Origin of the sequence: Nocardioides sp. GCM10028917 (assembly GCF_042666175.1) — a bacterium.
Taxonomy (GTDB): domain Bacteria; phylum Actinomycetota; class Actinomycetes; order Propionibacteriales; family Nocardioidaceae; genus Nocardioides.
On the sequence record NZ_JBHTFL010000001.1, the window covers coordinates 307,389 to 324,014 of the forward strand.

Sequence of the window (16,626 nt, forward strand, 5' to 3'; positions counted from 1 at the left end):
AACGTCGTGGGGTGTTCATGCCTCCCCCTCCTGTCGGAGCATGGCGCGGACGTAGGGCGCGGTCAGCACGACCGTGAGGGCGAGCATGAAGATCGCCACGGCCGCCGACATGCCGAACTCACCACCGCCGATGCCGAGCCGGTAGATGTAGGTGCCGAGCAGGTTGGTGTCGCGGGCGCTGCCGCCCGCCTTCTGGAGGATGTAGATCTGCGAGAAGACGCGGAGGTCCCAGATGATCTGCAGCAGGCCCACGACGAGCAGCACCGGGCGGATGGTCGGCAGCACGACGTGGCGGAAGCGCGAGACCGGACCGGCCCCGTCGATCTCGGAGGCCTCGACCAGCTCCTCGGGCAGCTGCGTGAGCGCGGCGTACACCGTGAACGCGACGAACGGCACGCTCATCCACACGACGATCACGGTCGCGACGAAGAAGAAGGACAGCGGCCTCAGCAGCCACCCGTGACCCTCGTAGTCGAGGCCGAGACCGGTGAGGACGTGGTTCACGACGCCGTACTGCGTGTCGAAGAGCCACTGCCACACCGTGAGCGAGGCGACGACCGGCATCGCCCACGCGAGCAGGAGCCCGGTCTGCACGAGGAGACGTACGCCGCGCGACATGTGCCGCATCAGCAGCGCGAGGCCGACGCCGATCGCCATCGTGAGCGCCGCGTTGACGAGGCAGAAGGCGATGGAGCGGAGGGTGACCCGCCACAGGTAGCCGTCGGCGACGAGCCGGCGGTAGTTGTTGGCGCCCACCCACTCCGGAGGTTGGCCGAACTGCTGGGCGAGGCCGTAGTCCTGCAGGGACAGCACGACCTGGCGCACGAGCGGGTAGCCCAGCGCCACCGTCAGCGCCAGCACGGCGGGGACCAGGAGCGCGTACGGCAGCAGGCCTGGCCGGGTGCGGCCGGGGGGCGTGCCGGTCACGGTCGCGGTGGAGGTGTCACGGGTCGTGTCGCTGAGCGTGCTGCTCATCGGTCCTCCTCTCCTGTGCCGGTGTGATTGTCGCGCGGGCGCGCCCCGGTGGGGGCAGCGGCTGGCGCCGCCCCCACCGGTCGTCGTCGGACGTCAGCCGTTGAGCTGGCTGTTCATCTGCTCGTCGGTCTTCGCTGCGAGCTCCTCCACGTCGCCGCCCTGGGCGATGGCGCTGAAGAGGTCCTCCAGGGCCCGCGAGCCCTCGACCGTCGCCCAGCCCGGAGCGGCCGGCGTGAGCTTGGCGTTGGACGCCGCGGCCACGGTGGCCTCGGCGTACTCGTCGTCGCCGAGGAGCGGGGCGAGCGACGTGAGGGCAGGCGTGAGACCGGCCTCGGCCATCAGCGTCTGGTAGTCCTCGCTGAGCATCAGCTCGACCGCCTCCTGGGCGAGGTCCTGGTTGGCCGACTTGGCCGCGATGGCGATGTCCGAGCCGCCGAGCAGCACGGGCGCCGGCTCACCGTCCGGGCCGGGCAGCGCGAAGACGCCGACCTGCTTGGCGTGGCCGTCCGGGCAGCCGGTCTCGGGGTCCTCGAGGAGCCCCTTCACCCAGCCGGGCGTCGACATCATGCCGACCTCGCCGGCGCAGAACGGGGTCCACGGGTCGGCCTCGTTGCCGTCCTTGGGTGCGCCCGACGCCTCGGTGAAGAGCTGCTGGGCCATCTCCAGGCCGGCCACGGACTCGGGCGACGACAGCGAGCCGGTCCACTCGCCCCCGTCCTCGACGGCCAGGTCGCCGCCGGCGGACCACACGAAGGTCGCGCCGTTGCGCCAGTCCTGCCCGGGGAACCAGAAGCCGGAGAAGTTGCCCGGCTTGGGGTTGTCCTTCTTCAGGGTCGCCGCAGCCTGGACGAACTCGTCGAGCGTCGTGGGCACCTCGATGCCGGACTTCTCGAAGAGGTCCTTGCGGTAGAAGATGTACTTCGAGCCGGCGTAGTACGGCACGGCGTACGTCTCGCCGTCGACCGTCGCACCCTCGACGAACCCGGGCAGCAGGTCGTCGCCCCCGAGGTCGTCGAGCTCGTCGGTCAGCGGTGAGAACGCGCCCGCCGAAGTGAACGTCGGCGCCTGGGTGTTGCCGATCTCCACGACGTCGGGGGTCTCGGACTCGCTGGAGAGCGCGGTCGTCAGCTTCTCGACGAGGCCGTCCCACTCCTGCTGCTCGATGGTCAGCGTGGACCCCGGGTTGTCCTCCTCGAAGGTCTTCTTCAACCAGTCGCGGGCCTCCTGCGGAGTGTCCGTGCCGTTGAGCCAGACGCGGATGTCCGCCGACTCGGCACCGCCGTCGTCGTCGGTGGACGAACCCTCGTCGTCGCTGCCGCACGCGGCGAGCGTCGTCAGCGCGAGCGCGGCGACCGCCACCCCGGTCCATGACTTCTTGATGCGCACCACAGTGTTCCTTCCATCGATCTTCCAGTGGGTTCCCAAGTGGGGGCGAGAGGCGCTCACGAGACGCCCAGCTCCCCGGCGAGTACGAGCACGGCCGCTCCCACGACCACGACGTCCTCGCCGAGCTTGGAGGTGCGGACGGCCAGCCCTGTCGAGCTGATCGGCATCGTCCGCTCGCGGATGGTCCGGTCCGCCGCGTCGAGCAGCGGTCCGTCGAGCAGCTCCGCGGGGCCGCTCAGCACGATCTCGTGCAGGTTGAGCGCGGCGACGACCGGCGCGAGCACCTCGCCCAGGCGGGTGCCGACCTCGGCCAGCACGGCGGGGCCGTCGACTCCGGGCGCGCCGACGCGGCGTCGCAGCCGCGGCGCCGCGAGCAGCGTCTCGAGGCAGCCGGTGCGCGAGCAGGCGCACCGCTCACCCTCGGGATCGACCACGACGTGGCCGATCTCGCCCGCGGCGCCGAGGTGGCCGTGGAGCAGCGACCCGCCGAGGACCAGGCCGGCGCCGACACCGGTGCCGACGCGCAGCACCATCAGCCCTCCGTCGCCGGACTCACCGAAGGTGTGCTCGCCCAGGACGGCGGTGTTGGCATCGTTGGCGACGAACACCGGCACGTCCAGCGTCTCGGCGAGCCTGGCGGCGAGCGGGGTGTCGGTCCACGCGAGGTTGGGCGCGTCGACGACGGTGCCGTTGGCGTCGACGACGCCGGGGCTGCCGACGCCGACGCCCAGGACGGGGCGGTCCGTCATCGTCATCAGCTGCGCGGCGAGGGCGAGGACGAGCTCGACCGCCTGCTCCCCCTCGGCGCCGTCGTGGTGCACCTCGTGGCGCGCCTGGACCGTGCCGGCGAGGTTGACGACCGCGCCGGACATGCGGTCGGTCTCGGAGAGGTCGAGGCCGATGATGTGGTGGGAGTCAGGAGCGAGGCCGACCAGGGTCGGCGGCTTGCCGACCCGCGACTCCGCGGGAGCGCCGAGCTCGGCCAGGAAGCCCTCGGTGAGCATCTCCCCGACCAGGTCGGACACCGTGACCCGGGTCAGGCCGCTCGAGCGCGCGAGGTCGGCGCGGCTCGCCGGCCCCTCTCGGAACAGCTGCTGGAGCAGCAGCGATCGGTGGTGGCGGCGGGCGTCCTCCTGGAGCAGCTTGCCCCGTGGGCGGAGCTGGCGGCCGACCGGTGTGTGCGGTGTCACGTTAGTTAGTTCAGCGCACTTACATATCCTGCGTCAAGTACCTGCGCATCAAGACGTGGGGTCTTCCCGTCCCCGAGCGGTGGCTGAGGGGTACTCCGGAGAGCCGGAACGCCCCTCACACACCGCCCACCTGCGCGTCGGCGTACGACACCCCCACAGCGGTGGCCAGGGGGCACTTCCGCGGCGCGGAATCCCCCTCATGCACCGCTCAGGCCGGGAGCAACGAGCCTCAGCCGAGGAGGGCGGCCGAGCTGTCCCAGCACACGGCGCGGAGCCACTCCTCCCCCATACCCAGCCGCGCCAGCGACTCGAGCTGGACGACGTAGGGGTAGGGGATGTTGGGGAAGTCGCTGCCGAGGTGCACCTTCCCGGCCAGCCCGAGGTCGCGCAGCCGGGGCAGCAGGTCGGGCGGATAGGCGCCGCCCATCTCCTCGAAGAACGGGGTGAAGGCCATCGTGGTGTCGAGCGCCACCCGCTCGTGGGACTCGGCCAACGCCAGGAACTCGGCGTACTCCGGCGCCCCCGTGTGCGCGACCACCAGCCGCAGCCGTGGGTGGCGCGCCAGCAGCTCCGCCACCGGCCCCGGACCGGTGTGCTCGGTGGGCACGGGGCCGCTGCCCGCGTGCAGCACCACCGGCGTCCCGGCGTCCGCCACGACGCCCCACGCCTCGTCCAGCAGCGGATCGGTGACGGCGAATGCCCCGACCTGCACGTGCACCTTCCAGACCTCGACCCGCCGGGCTGATGCGGCCGTGCGGGAGGCGACGTACGCCGTCACGCCGGGCTCGGGGAAGAAGGTGCCGCACACCGCGGCCTCGGGGACCCGCTCCGCGAACCCGGCCGCCCAGTCGTTGAGAAACTCGGCCATGCCGGGCTTGTGGGCGTAGGGCAGCGCGGTGAAGCGGCGTACGCCGTACGAGCGGAGCACCTCGACGAGGGCCTCGTCCTCGTCGCGGTAGTGCAGCGGCCACGGCCGACCGATCAGTGGGCCGGCAGCGTCGAACTGCGCACGGACCTTGGCCATCACCCGCGGCGGCAGGAAGTGGGTGTGCAGGTCGATCAGGCCGGGCAGGCCGAGGGCCTGCGCGAAGTCGACGGGAGTCAAGCCCGCCTCAGTCCCGGTGGCCCTTGAGCCGCCGCTGGACCGCGTCGACCTTCTCCCGATTGGCCGTGCGCTCGGCGAGCGTGTGGCGCTTGTCGTAGGACTTCTTGCCCTTGGCGAGGGCGATCTCGACCTTGGCGCGGCCGTCCTTGAAGTAGAGCGCGAGCGGCACGATCGTGTAGCCCTTGTCGGTGATCTTGCGCTCGATCTTGTCGATCTCGGACCGGTTGAGGAGCAGCTTGCGGCGGCGGCGGGCGGAGTGGTTGGTCCACGTGCCCTGGCTGTACTCCGGGATGTGCACACCCAGCAGCCACGCCTCGCCGTTGTCGATCTCGGCGAAGCCGTCGACCAGCGACGCGCGGCCCTGGCGCAGCGACTTCACCTCGGTCCCCATGAGGACGAGCCCGGCCTCCCAGGTGTCCTCGATGTGGTAGTCGTGGCGGGCCTTCTTGTTCTGCGCGACCATCTTCTGGCCCTGCTCCTTCGCCATGGGTCCATTGTCCCAGAGCGTGTCCAATCCGATGTTCGTGACGCGATCAGAGCCAGTTCATCGGGTCCACTGCCTGGCCGTTGGCCATGACGGTGAAGTGGAGGTGGCACCCGGTGGACCAACCGGTGCTGCCCTCGAAGCCGATGACCTGGCCCTCCTGGACCTGGTCGCCGACGCCGACGTTGTAGCCGCTGGCGTGGTTGTAGATCGTGGCGACGCCCTTGCCGCCGAGCACGCCGTGGTCGATCACCAGGCGGTTGCCGTAGACGCCGCTGAAGTAGGACGACACGACCGTGCCGGGCGCCGCGGCGCGCAGCGGCGTGCCGCAGCCGCCACCGAAGTCCACGCCGTCGTGCAGGCCCCAGTAGTGGTAGATCGGGTGGGTCCGGAAGCCGAACGGCGAGGTGACGTAGCCCTCGACCGGAGAGGCGAGCAGGCCGGGGCTCGGGGTGGCTGCCTGCGACCGGGCGTTGGCACGCGCCTGCGCGCGCTGGCGACGGAGGGCGGCGAGGGCTCGCTTGCGCAGCATCTCCTCGATCTGCTGCTGCTCCTTCTCGAGCTTCCTCAGCTTGGAGAGGTCCTTGGCGCGTGCCTCGCTGGCCCCCGCTCGGGCGTCGCGGCGCTCGATCACGAGCGAGACGACGGAGTCCTTGGCCGCCTGCTCCTCGGCCTCGAGGGACTGCATCAGCTCGAGGTGCTCGGCTGCGGCCTCGCGCTTGACGGCCACGGCGTCGCGGGCCTCGGCGACCTGGTCCTCCCGCACCTCGAGGAGCACCTCCGCGGCCTTGAGCTCGTCGTACTCGCGCGCCTCCTGGCCGATGACGACGTCGCGGACGCCCTCGCGCCGGGTGAGCTCCTCGGTGGACTCGGCGTCGAGGAGGGAGGAGAAGGCGATCAGCTCGGGGTCGCCCTCGGCGTACATGTCGGTGACGGTGCGGGCGACCTTCTCCCGCTGGACGTCGCGGTCGACCTGGCCCTGCGCGAGGGCGGCCTCGGCGGCGGCGAGCTGGGCCTCCGCGGCCACCAGCTCGGCCTGCATCTGCTCGTCGCGCTCGGTGGCGACCTCCACCTTGCCGCGTGCCGTGGCGAGCCGGGTCTTCGCGACGGCGAGCTGCTCCTGGGCCGCGGCGAGGCGGGCCGCCGCCTTGCGCAGCTGGGCACTGGACTCGTCGAGGTCCTGGTGCGCGCCCTTGAGCTCGCGCTCGACCTTGCTCTTCTTGTCCTTGAGGTCATCGGCATGAGCAGCGGACACGCCCAGCGCCATGACGGCAACGAGAGCTGCAGCCACAGGGCGATGAGCGGCACGGGGGAAGGTGCGCACCGGGGGAAGCCTTTGCGTCGGGGAAGCGGGGAAGGGTGTCCTCCCGACGCCGAGCCGGGCGGGACGCCTAGACGCTAACCTCCGGCGGTCAGACTTTGAGGTATTTGCGCGTCAACACGAGTGTCGGGAGCAAGGTCAGCACCGGACCGAGGATCGCGACGGCCCCGGCGGCCACCCAGAACTCGTTCCAGCCGATCCACGGCACGAACCTCAGGTTCTGCTGGAGGTCGCCGATCGCGAAGCGCAGGAACGCCGCCAGCGCCCCGACGGCGAGGGCGACGCTGATCAGCGCGGTGACCAGTGCCTCGAGGAGGAACGGCAGCGCGATGTAGAGCGTGGAGGCACCCACCAGCCGCATGATGCCGATCTCCTTGCGTCGCGCGAAGGCGGCGAGGCGGATCGTGTTGGCGACGAGCAGCAGGGCCGCGAGCACCAGCAGGGCGGCCGTGCCCAGGGCGTACGTCCGCATCTTGGTGATGGTCGCGAGGATCGGTCCGACCTGCTCGCGCAGGTCGCGCACCCGCGAGACGCCGTCGAGGCCCTGGACCGCGCTGCTGATGCCCTCGTACTGCTCCGGGTCCTCGAGCGTGATCCAGATCGTCTGCGGCATGTCCTCGGCGGTCAGCGCGGGGTTGTCGCCGGAGAACAGCTCCTCACCGTAGAGCTCCTTCGCCTTCTCGAGCGCCACCTCGCCGGACTCGAAGCGATGGCTCGCCACCTCCGGGTTGGCCTCGACCACGGCCTCGATCTCAGCCTTCTGCGCCTCGGTCACCGGGTTGGGGCAGACCGGGTTGGAGTCGTTGAGCCGGCACAGGTAGACGGTGATCTGGAGCTGGTTGCCGAAGTGCTCGGCCGCGCGCGTGGCCTGCTGCTGGAACAGCAGGCCGATGCCCACCAGCGTCAGCGAGACGACCAGGGTGAGGATCACCGCCAGGTGCATCGTCAGGTTGCGTCGCAGGCCCTGGCCGAGCTCGGAGTAGACGTAGCGCAGCTGCATGGAGTGGGGGTCTCGATTCGTTCGGGGAGGCGGATCAGGTCAGGGCCGAGGCTCGGCGTCAGTTCTGGTGGCCGTAGACGCCCTGCGCCTGGTCGCGCACGACGTGCCCGTTGTCGAGCTCGATGACGCGCTTGCGCATCTGGTCGACGATGCCGGCGTCGTGGGTGGCCATCACGACCGTGGTGCCGGTGCGGTTGATCCGGTCGAGGAGCTTCATGATCCCGACCGAGGTCGTGGGGTCGAGGTTTCCGGTGGGCTCGTCGGCGATGAGGATCATCGGCCGGTTGACGAACGCGCGCGCCACGGCGACGCGCTGCTGCTCGCCACCGGAGAGCTCGTCGGGCATCCGGTCGCCCTTGCCGCTCAGGCCGACCAGCTCGAGGGTCTCGGGGACGACGTCCTTGATCTCCTTGCGGGACTTGCCGATCACCTGGAGCGCGAACGCGACGTTCTCCGTCACGGTCTTGTTGGGCAGGAGCCGGAAGTCCTGGAACACCGTGCCGATGTCGCGCCGCAGCCGCGGCACCTTCCAGCCGGCGAGCCGGTTGATCTCCTTGCCCGCCACGTAGACGCGACCGCTGGTCGGGCGGTACTCGCGGAGCACCAGGCGCAGGAAGGTCGACTTGCCCGACCCCGAGGAGCCCACGAGGAAGACGAACTCCCCCTTCTCGACGTCGACCGTGACGTTGTCGAGGGCGGGGTGCGGGTGGCCGGGATAGCTCTTGGTCACCTTCTCGAAGCGAATCACGGCGTCGAGGCTACGTGAGGGGTGGACGCGATCGACGAATCCGGGGCCTCAGGCGTCGACCTTCTCCGCTCCCCGGCGCCAGCGGATGCCGGCCTCCATGAAGTCGTCGAGGTCGCCGTCGAAGACCGCGCTCGGGTTGCCGGACTCGTGGCCGGTCCGCAGGTCCTTGACGATCTGGTAGGGGTTGAGGACGTAGTTGCGCATCTGGTCGCCCCAGCTCGCGGCGACGTCGCCCTTGAGGTCCTTCTTGAGCGCGGCCTCCTCGGCCTTCTTCTTGGCGAGCAGCTTGGCCTTGAGGACGACCATCGCGGACGCCTTGTTCTGCAGCTGCGACTTCTCGTTCTGGCAGGACACGACGATGCCGGTCGGGATGTGGGTGAGCCGGACGGCGGAGTCGGTGGTGTTGACCGACTGGCCGCCGGGACCACCGGAGCGGAAGACGTCGGTGCGGATCTCGTTCTCGTCGACCTCGATCTCGTCGGTCTGCTCCATCATCGGCACGACCTCGACCGCGGCGAAGGAGGTCTGCCGGCGGCCCTGGTTGTCGAAGGGGCTGATCCGCACGAGGCGGTGGGTGCCGGCCTCGACCGAGAGCGTGCCGTAGGCGTAGGGGGCGTGGATGGCGAACTCGGCGGACTTGATGCCCGCCTCCTCGGCGTAGGAGACGTCGTAGACCTCGACGCCGTACTTGTGCTGCTCGGCCCAGCGCGTGTACATCCGCATGAGCATCTCGGCGAAGTCGGCGGCGTCCACGCCACCGGCGCCCGAGCGGATCGTCACGATCGCCTCGCGCTCGTCGTACTCCCCCGACAGCAGGGTGCGGATCTCGAGCGACTCGACGGACTTCTTGATGCGACCGAGCTCGGCCTCGGAGTCTGCGAGCGTGTCCGCGTCGCCCTCCTCCTGGCCCATCTCGACCATGAGGGCGAGGTCCTCGATCCGGTTCTCGAGGCCGGTGAAGCGGTCCATCTCGCCCTGGAGGGCGGAGAGGCGACCGGTGATGCGGGTGGCGCTCGCGACGTCGTCCCACAGGTCGGGGACCGCGACCTGCTCGCCCAGGTCGGCGATCTCCCCGCGCATGCGGTCGAGGTTGAGGACCTGACCGACGGTCTTCATGGTCGCCCGGAGCTGCTTGATCTCTACGTCGAAGTCGATGCCTGCCACAAGGAGCAACAGTACGGCTCGCGCGGGAAGGGTGTCGAAAGCAGCAGGTGGGACGAGCAGCAGCGGCGAGCACTCCCGGCCTGTGATTCCGGTCGTGCCCGCCGCTGCGGATCGGGTGCGCGTCAGCGCGTGCAGAGCACCTCGGGCGTCGCGACGGCGGCGACGGCGGCCGGCGTGGCGGAGGTGGCGAGGTCGATCTTGAGCCGGAAGACGTCCGACACGTCGAGGACCTGGTCGGCGACGACCGTGCCGACGGACAGCGAGTGGGTGGTCAGCACGGCGCCGTCGGCGCTGACGGTCACGGCACCGCTGGAGCCGGTGGCGGAGCTGTCGGTGAGGGCGTACGTCGCCCGCAGGTCGGTGCACTTGCGACCGAGCGTGTACTCCACGGACGACGGGGTCCCCGAGGTCGTGGTCGCCAGGCTCTGGCCGTAGTACTCGGCGCCGATCAGCACGCCGGTGGGCTCGACGTTCACGCGCGGGCCGCTGAGCCGGTAGACCAGCTTCTCCCACTTGTAGACCTCGACGGCCAGGGCCTTGCTGTAGCCCTTGCTCAGGCCCTTCGAGGCCGGCTTGAGGACGCGGTACTCGCGCGGGCCCTGGGTCGAGGGCTTGTCCTTCAGGACGTAGGTGCCGTTCTTCTTGATCTTGGCGTTGCCCGTGGACTTCCACGACTTCTTGTTGCCCACGCGCTGCTGCAGGACGACCTTCTCGCCGGCGGCCTTGGGCGTCACGCGGCCCTTGACCTTGACGGTGTCCTCCTTGGCGACGGCGACCTCGATGTTGGCCTTGGCGGTGACCTTGTAGGCCTGGGCCTTCGCAGGCGCAGCCTGCGTCGGCGTGGCGAGCGCCAGCGAGCCGGCGGCGAGCGCCACGGTGGCGGCCAGTGCGGTGATGCGGTTCATGGTTCTTCCCCGTCGGTGTGGGGCCCGGGAACGGGCCGTTCAACGAGGGAGACGCTGCCGGTCAGGAGAAAGTTGTGACCGGTCCAAGAAGAGCTCCGGCGTGCGCCGGCACCGACAGCGCCCCGTCGCGTACGTCGACGCCGGCCGGGGTCTCGAAGAGCACCTCGCGCTCCCCCACCTCGGTCGTCGCGGCCGTGTCGCCGGTGTTGACGACGACGAGCAGGTCATCGCGGCGCATCGTGAACAGCCGGCCCTCGACGGTGCACGAGACCGAGCCGAAGGCCGGGTCTGTCAGCTGGGGCAGCTCGCGGCGCAGCCGGCCGAGTCTGTGGTAGCACCCCAGCACCACCGCGTGGCGACCTCCGGACAGCTCGTCCCAGTCCAGCTTCGAGCGGCGGAACGTCTCGGGATCCTGCGGGTCGAGGACCTCGTCGGGGTCCCAGCCCATCTTCTCGAACTCGGCGATCCGGCCGTCCGCGGTCGCCTTCCCGAGCTCGGGCTCCAGGTGGGAGGTGAAGAACGCGAACGGCGTCGAGGCCGCCCACTCCTCCCCCATGAACAGCATCGGGGTGAACGGCCCGGCGAGCGTCAGCAGCGCGGCGCAGGCGAGCTGGTCGTCGTCGAGGTGCTCGGCGAGCCGGTCGCCGCGGGCGCGGTTGCCGATCTGGTCGTGGTTCTGGTTGGCCACCACGAGCCGCCAGGTCGGCATGTGCGCGGTGTCGACGGGCGCGCCGTGGTCGCGCTCGCGGAACGACGAGAACGTCCCGTCGTGGAAGAACCCCTTCTCGCACACCTTGGCCAGCGCCTCGAGCGGCTCGAAGTCGGCGTAGTAGCCGGTGGTCTCGCCGCTCAACGCGACGTGCACGGCGTGGTGGAAGTCGTCGCTCCACTGCGCGTCGAGGCCGTAGCCGCCGGCCTCGCGTGGGCGTACGAGGAGCGTGTCGTTGAGGTCGGACTCGGCGATCAGGGTCAGCGGGCGGCGCAGGTGGGCCGACAGCGCGGCGGTCTCGACCGCCATCTCCTCGAGCAGGTGGACCTGCGAGGTGTCCTGCAGCGCGTGCACGGCGTCGAGCCGCAGCGCGTCGACGTGGTAGTCCTCGAACCACATCCGGACGTTGTCGAGGATGTAGCGGCGCACCTCCGCCGCGTCCTCGCCGTCGAGGTTGACCAGATCACCCCAGGTGTTGCGTCCGGCCTTCAGGTAGGGACCGAACAGCGGGAGGTAGTTGCCCGACGGGCCGAGGTGGTTGTGCACGACGTCCTGCACCACCCCGAGGCCCTTCGCGTGGCAGGCGTCGACGAACCGGCGGTAGGCGTCCGGGCCGCCGTACTGCTCGTGGACGGCGAACCAGCCGACGCCGTCGTAGCCCCAGTTGTGGGTGCCGTTGAAGGCGTTGACCGGCAGCAGCTCGACGAGGTCGACGCCGAGGTCGACGAGGTGGTCGAGCCGCTCGACGGCGGAGTCCAGGGTGCCGGCCGGGGTGAAGGTGCCGATGTGCAGCTCGTAGATGACCGAGCCCGGCAGCTGGCGCCCGGTCCAGCCGGCGTCGCCCCACTCGTACGTCGTGCGCTCCCACCGCGACAGCTCGTGCACGCCGCCGGGCTGCCGGCGCGAGCGCGGGTCGGGGCGCGGGGCGGGGTCGTCGTCGAGGAGGTAGCCGTAGTCCAGGTGGTCGACCGCCGCGGGCAGCGGTTCGGCCGGGGTCCACCAGCCGTCTTCGCCGCGCTGCATCTCCAGCACGCCGCCGCCGTCGCCGTCGACGACCAGCCGTACGCGCTGCGGGCGCGGCGCCCAGACGTCGAAAGGTCCCCGAGAGGGCGTGGTCATGTCGGTCCTTCCTCAGTCCTTCTTCACCAGCAGGGCGACGGGGTGGACCGCGAGCAGGGCCGCGAGCCGGCCGTCGGTGTCGAGGCCGGTGAGCACGTCGTGCCACCGACCCTCGGGAAGGTCGAGGGCGGTGTCGCCCCAGCCGCCGGCCGCGGCCAGCCCCACGGGGAGGCGGGTGGCGACGGTGATCGCGCCCCCGCGGTCGAAGGCGACCGCATGGGCCGCGGCGGACCCGGACGCGGTGACCGGCGTGTAGCCGGTGAACAGCTCCGGCCGCTCACGCCGCAGGGTCAGGGCGGTGCAGGTGACGTGCAGCTTGCTCGCCGCGTCGTCCTCGGCAGTGCCGGCGAGCACCGCGGCCCGGTGGTCGAAGTCGACGGGGCGCCGGTTGTCGGGGTCGACGAGCGAGGTCTCCCAGAGCTCACTGCCCTGGTAGACGTCGGGCACGCCCGGCATCGTGATCGCGAGCAGCTTGGCCGCGAGCGAGTTGGCCTGGGCGGGCTCGTCGATGCGGGTGGCGAGGTCGACCAGCACCGCGCGCACCTCGTCGGAGTCGAAGACCGCGTCGACCGCGGCGTGCACCTTATCCTCGTACGCCTCGTCGGGCTCGGTCCACGTCGTCCGGTCGCCGGCCTCGCGCATCGCCTTCTCGGCGTAGCCGTGCAACCGGTCGCGGAGGTCGGGCAGGTGGTCGGGCGTCCAGGCGCCGAGCACGGCCTGCCACAGCAGCGAGCCGAAGCCCTCGTCGGGGACGGGAGCGAGGCGGAGCAGCTCGTCGAGCGCACGCTCCCAGTGGCCGGGCTCCTCGGCGAGCACCGTGATCCGGGCGCGGACGTCCTCGCCGCGCTTGGTGTCGTGCGTGGAGAGGGTGACCATCGCCTCGGGCCAGTCGCGCTGGCGCGCGGCCATCGCCTCGTGCCACTCTCCGACGCCGATCGCGAAGACCGACGGGTCGCCGCCGACCTCGTTGAGCGAGGTCAGCCGCGACCAGCGGTAGAACGAGCAGTCCTCGACGCCCTTCGCCATCACCATGCCGGAGGTCTGCTGGAAGCGTCGGGCCGGCTGGCTCCACTCGTCGTGGAGCAGGGGCTCGAGGACGTCGTACGTCGTCGCGAGGTCGGGGCGCTGCTTCCGCGCGGCGGCGAAGGCCTGGTCGAGGTGGTCGCGGCCCTCGGGCAGGTAGGAGCGGTAGACCGGGAAGCAGGCGAGCAGCTCGCCGATCGTGTCGGCGACGGCGTCCTCGTCGGCGCTCTCCCCCTTCGATGCCAGCACGCGCTCGACCTCGCGCGTGATCCGCAGGACCTCGGAGTGGAGGATGCCGTCGGCGACGGCGCGCTTGTTGTCGTGGACCATCTGCTCCCAGTCCACGGTCGTGCCGCGGAGCCGGTCCTCCAGCGCGGTCAGCGGCGCCTCGCCGGCGGGATCGGTGAGCAGCCGGTCGATGAGCGCGAGCGCGTCGTAGCCCGTGGTGCCGTCGGTGGCCCATTCGGCGGGCAGGCGCTCGCCCGGCTCGAGGATCTTCTCGACGAGCACGTAGGCGCCGCCGGTGAGGGCGGCCAGGTCGTCGAGGTAGCGCTTGGGGTCGCGCAGGCCGTCGGGGTGGTCGACGCGCAGCCCGTCGACGAGGCCCTCGTCGAACCACCGCTTGACCTCGACGTGCGTCTCGGCGAAGACCTCGGGGTCCTCGACCCGCACGGCAGCGAGGGTGTTGACGGCGAAGAAGCGGCGGTAGTTGAGGTCCTCATCGGCCGCGCGCCAGTTGACCAGCTCGTAGTGCTGCTCCTCGAGCGTCGAGGTGCCGGGAGCGAGAGGGAATCGCTGGTCGTGGTAGCGCACCTCCCCCTTCACGATCCGGATCGCGCCCTCGTCGTCGTCACCGACGACCGGGATCACGATGCGGCCGTCACCGGCCGCCCAGTCGACGTCGAAGGCCGAGGCGTGCTCGGACTCGCGGCCCAGCTTGAGGACGTCCCACCACCACGGGTCCTCCGACGGCGTGGCGACGCCGACGTGGTTGGGCACGATGTCGACCAGCACGCCCAGCCCGAGGCGGCGCGCCTCGGCCGACAGCGCCGCCAGCCCCTCCTCGCCGCCCCGCTCGGGGTCGACGTGGTCAAAGGCGACGACGTCGTAGCCGTGGGTGCTGCCGGGCTCGGAGGCCAGCAGCGGCGAGAGGTAGACCCAGTCCACGCCGAGGTCGTGCAGGTAGGGCAGCACCTGCGCGGCGTCGTACAAGGTGAAGTCGGGGCTGACCTGCAGGCGATAGGTGCTGTGCGGCGTACGTCGCTCGGGCCGGGCAGGCGTCTCGGTCACGGGGCGTCCGTACCCGACCGGGCCGCAAGTGATGCCGCGACCGAGTGGTCGGGGCTGACCTCTGGCTCGGAGTGCTCGCGGAGCACGACGAGGCTGTGCGTGTCGAGGTCGAACGTCGCCCCTGCCGGGAGGGTCGGATCGGCGTCCGGGTTGCCGCTGGTGTCGATCACGACGTCCCAGGCGGCGGCGTACTCCTCCGTCGGCAGCGTCACCTGCGCCGGGCCGTCAGCGTTGAAGTAGAGCAGGAAGTGGTCATCGGTGATGGTGGCGCCGCGGACGTCCTTGCCGGCGATGCCGTTGCCGTTGAGGTACATCCCGATCGCCTTGCCACCCTCCCAGTCGCCGTCCTCCATCGGCTCGCCGTCGAGGTCGAGCCAGACGATGTCGTTGAGGCGCTCGCCGTCGCCGGTGCGCACCGTGCTGCCGGTGAAGAACCGCTTGCGGTGGAAGGTCGGGTGGTCGGCGCGCAGCTTGGCCACCGCCGCGGTGAACTCGATGAGCGGCCGGTCGGCGTCGTCCCAGTGCACCCAGCTGATCTCGCTGTCCTGCGCGTACGTGTTGTTGTTGCCGCCCTGGGTGCGGCTGAGCTCGTCGCCGTGCAGCAGCATCGGCACGCCCTGGCTGAGCAGCAGCGTGGCGATGAAGTTGCGCTGCTCGCGAGCCCGAGCCTGGAGGACCTCGGGGTCGTCGGTCGGTCCCTCGACGCCGTGGTTCCACGAGCGGTTGTGGCTCTCGCCGTCCTTGTTGTCCTCGCCGTTGGCCTCGTTGTGCTTCTCGTTGTAGGAGACGAGGTCACGCAGCGTGAAGCCGTCGTGGGCGGTGACGAAGTTGATGCTGGCGAACGGCCGGCGACCGGAGTGCTCGTAGAGGTCGGAGGACCCGGACAGCCGGGAGGCGAAGTCGCCGAGCGACGGCTCGCCGCGCCAGAAGTCGCGGACCGTGTCGCGGTAGGCGCCGTTCCACTCGGTCCACTGGGGCGGGAAGCCGCCGACCTGGTAGCCGCCGGGGCCGATGTCCCACGGCTCGGCGATGAGCTTGACCTGGCTGACGACCGGGTCCTGCTGCACCATCTCGAAGAAGGTGGAGAGCTTGTCGACGTCGTAGAACTCCCGCGCCAGGCTTGCGGCCAGGTCGAAGCGAAAGCCGTCGACGTGCATCTCGGTGACCCAGTAGCGCAGCGAGTCCATGATCAGCTGCACCGAGTGCGGGTGGCGCACGTTGAGGGTGTTGCCGGTGCCGGTGTAGTCCATGTAGTAGCGCTGGTCGTCCTCGACGAGGCGGTAGTAGGCCGCGTTGTCGATGCCCTTGAAGCTCAGCGTCGGGCCGAGGTGGTTGCCCTCGGCCGTGTGGTTGTAGACGACGTCGAGGATGACCTCGATGCCCGCGGCGTGCATCGCCTTGACCATCGCCTTGAACTCCTGGACCTGCTGGCCCTGCTGGCTCGAGGCGTAGTCGGCGTGCGGAGCGAGGAAGGCCAGGGTGTTGTAGCCCCAGTAGTTGCGCAGGCCCTGGTCGAGCAGGGTCGAGTCCTGCACGAACTGGTGCACCGGCATCAGCTCGATCGCCGTGACGCCCAGCTTCTTCAGGTGGGCGGTGACCGACGGGTGCGCCAGGCCGGCGTACGTCCCGCGCTGCTCCTCGGGCACGTCGGGGTGCAGCTGGGTCAGGCCCTTGACGTGCGCCTCGTAGATGAAGGACTCGTTGTAGGGGATGGAGAGGCGGCGGTCGCCCTCCCAGTCGAAGAACGGGTTGATGACCACGCCGTGGGTCATGTGCGCCGCGGAGTCGTCGTCGTTGCGGGAGTCCTCGTCGCCGAAGTTGTAGCCGAAGAGCGACTGGTCCCAGTCGATCTCGCCGGCCGTGGCCTTCGCGTAGGGGTCGAGGAGCAGCTTGTTCGGGTTGCAGCGCAGGCCCTTGTCCGGGTCCCACGGGCCGTGGACGCGGTAGCCGTAGCGCTGGCCGGGCTGCACGGTCGGGATGTAGCAGTGCCAGACGTAGGCGTCGACCTCGGTGACCTCGAGCCGCGTCTCGGTGAACGAGCCGGGGTTGTCGGGGTCGGGGTCGAACAGGCACAGCTCGACGCGCTCGGCGACCTCGCTGAACAGCGCGAAGTTCGTGCCGGTGCCGTCGAAGGTGGCACCCAGGGGGTAGGCAGTGCCGGGCCAAGTCTCGGTCATGCGGAAGAAACTACCGGCGACACGCCGCCG

13 protein-coding genes are annotated in these 16,626 nt (G+C 70.6%); all 13 read right to left on the minus strand.

The window, feature by feature from the left end; genetic code table 11:
• Nucleotides 1-15 precede the first annotated feature (15 nt).
• The 13 genes from ACFQW6_RS01480 to glgX all read right to left on the minus strand — a co-directional run bounded on the left by ACFQW6_RS01480 (nucleotide 16) and on the right by glgX (nucleotide 16,596).
• On the minus strand, nucleotides 16-975 hold the full coding sequence (locus ACFQW6_RS01480; RefSeq protein ID WP_378540413.1) for a carbohydrate ABC transporter permease: 960 nt from the start codon (nucleotides 973-975) through the stop codon (nucleotides 16-18).
• 93 nt (nucleotides 976-1,068) lie between these two features.
• Entirely contained in the window at nucleotides 1,069-2,361 is a 1,293-nt protein-coding gene (locus tag ACFQW6_RS01485) for an extracellular solute-binding protein (RefSeq protein WP_378540414.1), read from the minus strand.
• A gap of 56 nt (nucleotides 2,362-2,417) precedes the next feature.
• A complete protein-coding gene (locus ACFQW6_RS01490) occupies nucleotides 2,418-3,551 on the minus strand; it encodes an ROK family protein (protein ID WP_378540416.1) in 1,134 nt (377 codons plus the stop codon).
• Nucleotides 3,552-3,780: 229 nt separating this feature from the next.
• A complete protein-coding gene (locus ACFQW6_RS01495; RefSeq protein WP_378540418.1) occupies nucleotides 3,781-4,656 on the minus strand; it encodes an amidohydrolase family protein in 876 nt (291 codons plus the stop codon).
• A 7-nt stretch (nucleotides 4,657-4,663) separates the two neighbouring features.
• Complete coding sequence (gene smpB, locus ACFQW6_RS01500) at nucleotides 4,664-5,143, minus strand: SsrA-binding protein SmpB (RefSeq protein WP_378540420.1); 480 nt, start codon at nucleotides 5,141-5,143, stop codon at nucleotides 4,664-4,666.
• Nucleotides 5,144-5,189: 46 nt separating this feature from the next.
• The gene (locus ACFQW6_RS01505) at nucleotides 5,190-6,407 is read right to left on the minus strand and encodes a peptidoglycan DD-metalloendopeptidase family protein (protein WP_378540422.1); all 1,218 of its coding nucleotides are present in this window, start codon (nucleotides 6,405-6,407) and stop codon (nucleotides 5,190-5,192) included.
• A gap of 145 nt (nucleotides 6,408-6,552) precedes the next feature.
• Nucleotides 6,553-7,461 carry a permease-like cell division protein FtsX gene (gene ftsX, locus ACFQW6_RS01510; RefSeq protein ID WP_378540424.1) on the minus strand — a complete coding sequence of 303 codons (909 nt, stop codon included), beginning with the start codon at nucleotides 7,459-7,461 and terminating at the stop codon, nucleotides 6,553-6,555.
• Between the two features lie 58 nt (nucleotides 7,462-7,519).
• Entirely contained in the window at nucleotides 7,520-8,209 is a 690-nt protein-coding gene (gene ftsE, locus ACFQW6_RS01515) for a cell division ATP-binding protein FtsE (RefSeq protein WP_378540426.1), read from the minus strand.
• Nucleotides 8,210-8,257: 48 nt separating this feature from the next.
• Complete coding sequence (gene prfB, locus ACFQW6_RS01520) at nucleotides 8,258-9,373, minus strand: peptide chain release factor 2 (protein WP_378540428.1); 1,116 nt, start codon at nucleotides 9,371-9,373, stop codon at nucleotides 8,258-8,260.
• A 122-nt stretch (nucleotides 9,374-9,495) separates the two neighbouring features.
• Nucleotides 9,496-10,278 (minus strand): hypothetical protein, encoded by a 783-nt coding sequence (locus ACFQW6_RS01525; protein WP_378540430.1) that lies wholly within the window; start codon nucleotides 10,276-10,278, stop codon nucleotides 9,496-9,498.
• 61 nt (nucleotides 10,279-10,339) lie between these two features.
• Nucleotides 10,340-12,106 (minus strand): malto-oligosyltrehalose trehalohydrolase, encoded by a 1,767-nt coding sequence (gene treZ / locus ACFQW6_RS01530; RefSeq protein WP_378540432.1) that lies wholly within the window; start codon nucleotides 12,104-12,106, stop codon nucleotides 10,340-10,342.
• Nucleotides 12,107-12,118: 12 nt separating this feature from the next.
• Nucleotides 12,119-14,419 (minus strand): malto-oligosyltrehalose synthase, encoded by a 2,301-nt coding sequence (gene treY / locus ACFQW6_RS01535; RefSeq protein ID WP_378540434.1) that lies wholly within the window; start codon nucleotides 14,417-14,419, stop codon nucleotides 12,119-12,121.
• A complete protein-coding gene (gene glgX / locus ACFQW6_RS01540; protein WP_378540436.1) occupies nucleotides 14,416-16,596 on the minus strand; it encodes a glycogen debranching protein GlgX in 2,181 nt (726 codons plus the stop codon). Before glgX ends, treY begins: the two co-directional genes overlap by 4 nt.
• Between the last annotated feature and the right edge of the window lie 30 nt (nucleotides 16,597-16,626).

Excerpts from the sequence above, each read along its gene's own strand:
- ACFQW6_RS01480 (WP_378540413.1), bottom strand. The coding sequence starts at position 975 with ATGAGCAGCACGCTCAGCGACACGACCCGTGACACCTCCACCGCGACC.
- smpB (WP_378540420.1), bottom strand. The coding sequence starts at position 5,143 with ATGGCGAAGGAGCAGGGCCAGAAGATGGTCGCGCAGAACAAGAAGGCC.
- ACFQW6_RS01505 (WP_378540422.1), bottom strand. The coding sequence starts at position 6,407 with ATGGCGCTGGGCGTGTCCGCTGCTCATGCCGATGACCTCAAGGACAAG.
- ftsX (WP_378540424.1), bottom strand. The coding sequence starts at position 7,461 with ATGCAGCTGCGCTACGTCTACTCCGAGCTCGGCCAGGGCCTGCGACGC.
- ACFQW6_RS01525 (WP_378540430.1), bottom strand. The coding sequence starts at position 10,278 with ATGAACCGCATCACCGCACTGGCCGCCACCGTGGCGCTCGCCGCCGGC.
- treZ (WP_378540432.1), bottom strand. The coding sequence starts at position 12,106 with ATGACCACGCCCTCTCGGGGACCTTTCGACGTCTGGGCGCCGCGCCCG.
- glgX (WP_378540436.1), bottom strand. The coding sequence starts at position 16,596 with ATGACCGAGACTTGGCCCGGCACTGCCTACCCCCTGGGTGCCACCTTC.